Here is a 3,307-nt window from a genome sequence, read left to right on the forward strand (position 1 = left end):
CTGGTTGGCCCATCCCCTGGGCCGTTGCACCCGGGTCGCCAGCCCGTCCACGCACACCGCCTCGCCGGTCTGGGCCATCTCCGCCAGCCACTGACGCAGGTCGGCGAGGGTGGTGATGAACGTCCCGTCGGGCTGGCACAGCCCCAGCGCGCCAAGCTCGCCCAGCAGCAGGTCGAGGCTGTCGCCCACCTCGGTCTTGCAAGATCCCGACCACCCGGCCGGCGCGCCGGTACGACAGCCCGTCCAGGATCACCGCCCCAACGGCGTCCAGGCGGACCGCCAACGCCAGCGGCGGGGTGCCGCCCAGCCCGGGCGGGCGGGGCGGGGTCAGGTGGGCGAGGCGGCCGGCCAGCCAGCCAAGCACCTCGACGGGCAGCGACGAACGCGGGCAGTATGACAAGGGGACCATTGCGCCACGAGCGCGGAAGGGAAGGTCGGATGGGGTAGGTGACCTTGCTGGATGCGGTGCTGCGCAGGAGATGGAGGATTGCTGGCCCTCTGGGGTCGCCCTGCGGGGGGAGGCTCCAAACCGCCTCGAGCTGCGCTCGGCTGAACACCGAGGGTGGTGAGCGTCGAGGAGAAGGCGCGCGGGAGCGTGTCAGGTGGGGACCGGGAAGGCGAGCGTGAGCGAATCGCTGCTGACGTGTCGAAAGTTGTCTAGACGGCAGCAAAACTGGGGCGGTGGTCCGGTCTCAGGAGGAGCCTGGCGGGAGCCCGCCTACTGGCCAGGTGGTGCCCGGCATGCAGGCGACGCGAGCCCGGTCTGCGGCTCTTGCGTAGAACGTGGGAAGGCAGACCCCGACACTGCCGACTGCAGGGTGTGGGCGGCGAGAGGGAGCGCGCGCAAGCGGCGCCAACCGCGAGGCGCTGAGTACCGTCGCGGGGCCTGCTGGCGGACCGGCCTGGAGCAGCGACGAAGCCTGGTAATGCGGGTGGAGCCAAGGGGCCGGGCCATCTGGGCAAGTTCGTTCGGGCAACCGGGAACCATCCGGGAGGAGTCGAGTGGGCGAGCCGACGTCCAAGGACAAGCCGTTCGCGATCTCCAAGTGGGAGGTTTGGGAGGCGTACCAGCAGGTCAGGGCCAACCGGGGGGCGCCGGGGGTGGACGGGTGCTCGGTCGAGGCGTTCGAGGCGGATCTGAAGGGCAACCTGTACAGGATCTGGAATCGGATGGCGTCGGGCAGCTGCTTCCCGCCGCCGGTGCGGGCGGTGCCGATACCGAAAGGCAAGGGTCGTGGGGTCCGGGTGCTCGGGGTGCCCACCGTCGCCGACAGGATCGCCCAGACCGTGGTCGCCGGCAGGCTGGAGCAGCGGGTGGAGGAGATCTTCCACACCGACTCCGATGGCTACCGGGTGGGGCGGTCGGCGATCGACGCGGTCGCCAAGTGCCGGCAGCGCTGCTGGAGGAGCGACTGGGTGCTCGATCTTGACATCCAGGCGTTTTTCGACAGCTGCCCGCATGACCTGGTCGTCAAGGCGGTGGCGGCCAACACCGACCAGCCGTGGGTGGTGCTGTATGTCAAGCGGTGGCTGGTCGCGCCGATCCAGCACCCCGATGGGACCCTGCACGAGCGCGACCGTGGGACCCCGCAGGGGTCGGCGGTCTCACCCGTGCTGGCCAACCTGTTCCTCCACTACGCCTTCGACACCTGGATGGCGCGGAGGTTTCCGGCCGTCCGGTTCGAACGCTACGCCGATGACGCGGTGGTGCACTGTCGCAGCCAGCGGCAAGCGCGCATGCTCCAGGCCGCGATCGGCCAGCGGCTGGCCGAGGTCGGGCTCAGGTTGCATCCGACCAAGACCCGGGTGGTGTACTGCAAGGACAGCAACCGGCGGGATGACCACGAGGCCGTCTCGTTCACGTTCCTGGGGTACACGTTTGGTCCCCGGAAGGCACGCAGCCGGCAGGGGACGACGTTCACCGGGTTCCTGCCAGCGATGAGCCGGGACAAGCTGGTCGACAAGGGCCGGGAGGTGCGCGGCTGGCGGCTGCACCGGCGCACCAACGACACGCTGGAAGACCTCGCGGCAGCGATCAACCCGATCGTGCGGGGTTGGATGAACTACTGGGGCCACTTCTACCGGACCCAGGTGATCCCCCTCCTGAAGCGCATCAATACCTACCTGAGGCGTTGGGCCCGCAAGAAGTACAAGCGGCTGTGGGCGTTCAAACGAGTCAAGGCGTGGTGGAACGAGGTCGTGCAACGAACCCCTGACCTCTTCGCCCATTGGCGATGGACGACCGACTTCCTTCCGACGGGATGGTAGGAGCCGTGTGACAGGAGACTGTCACGCACGGATCTGTGGGAGCCCGGGGGTGAGATTCCCCCGGGCCACCCGGCGACCTCCTGGCAGGCGTGAGACACCTTGCCGATGGTCTGGTCCCCGTCAATGTCAGGACGCACCGAGCATCACGGACACCCTCAGTAACCCAGCGGCATCCGGGCAGGGAGGGTCGCGGCGCCGCTGGGCCGGCATGCGTCGGCTCGGGTCTCGGCGGCGCGACCGGGCAGCACCCAAGACTCTGCGGACAAGGGAGCAAGGTCAGATCGGCGCTATGCGGCGGTACAGGCGAGGGACCACCACGTTCAGCCGTGATCGGGGAGATCGCGCACCGACCGGTAGCTTCCATGCAGGTAGGCCAGCGGGTCCTCGAGGTCGTGCAGCTCGAGCTGCTCGATCAGACCCTCGACCAGTTCGGCGTAGCCGACTGGCACCGATCCCGCCAGGCGACATGCCGCGCGCGGGCGCTTCCCGCCAAGCACCGGGCCCCATGGCGACTGGGCCACCTCCAAGCGATCGAACGGACCATGGACCGGTGGGCGGATCTCGCTGAACCGCTCGGCCAGCGCCCGGTCGCTGGCCCCAAGGACATGCACGACGAACCCGCGAGTCTCCTGGACCGCTTCCCAGAACGCGGAGGTCGGATCGATCAGGCCGAGCAGGCGTGCCGGCTGCCCCTCGGCGACCAAGACCGACGAGACCGTCAGACCAGCTCCGGTGGACGGGTGGCCGGCGGTCCAGACGGTGACCGGCGCCACCAGCCGCCCGCGCAGCCGGCGAGTCGGGTCGCGATGCTTCGGCGGGACGGCGAAGGGATGCTGCATCCCGATGCGGATGGGTTCGTCCCCGGTGGCCATGCCAGCATTCTGTGCGTTACTGGCCCCTCCAGCGACCGGCCGCCCGCTCGAAACCTGTCGGGCGGGCTCGTGGGTAACGGTCGCAGCGGCGTGCCCCTGGCTGACTGAAGGCAACGGCATGCAATCGGGGTATCCACCAGTGGGAGCCAGACCGGCTGGTCGTAGAA

3 protein-coding genes are annotated in these 3,307 nt (G+C 69.3%); 1 reads left to right on the plus strand and 2 read right to left on the minus strand.

The genetic code is table 11. The annotated features are described in order from the left end of the window. Positions 1–189: hypothetical protein (locus VG276_29910; protein ID HEV8653500.1), on the minus strand; the 189-nt coding region annotated here is incomplete at its 3' end. An 813-nt stretch (positions 190–1,002) separates the two neighbouring features. Between VG276_29910 and ltrA the strand changes: the two genes are divergently transcribed. Then, the gene (gene ltrA, locus VG276_29915; protein HEV8653501.1) at positions 1,003–2,268 is read left to right on the plus strand and encodes a group II intron reverse transcriptase/maturase; all 1,266 of its coding nucleotides are present in this window, start codon (positions 1,003–1,005) and stop codon (positions 2,266–2,268) included. Positions 2,269–2,588: 320 nt separating this feature from the next. Here ltrA and VG276_29920 read toward each other — a convergent pair whose 3' ends face one another. After that, positions 2,589–3,140, minus strand: a complete 552-nt coding sequence (locus VG276_29920) for a flavin reductase family protein (GenBank protein HEV8653502.1) — start codon at positions 3,138–3,140, stop codon at positions 2,589–2,591. Positions 3,141–3,307 lie beyond the last annotated feature (167 nt).

Source organism: Actinomycetes bacterium, from assembly GCA_036000965.1.
Lineage (GTDB): Bacteria > Actinomycetota > CALGFH01 > CALGFH01 > CALGFH01 > DASYUT01.

Bases quoted from the DNA above. Each gene is read 5' to 3' on its own strand.
- VG276_29920 (HEV8653502.1), bottom strand. From the start codon at position 3,140: ATGGCCACCGGGGACGAACCCATCCGCATCGGGATGCAGCATCCCTTC.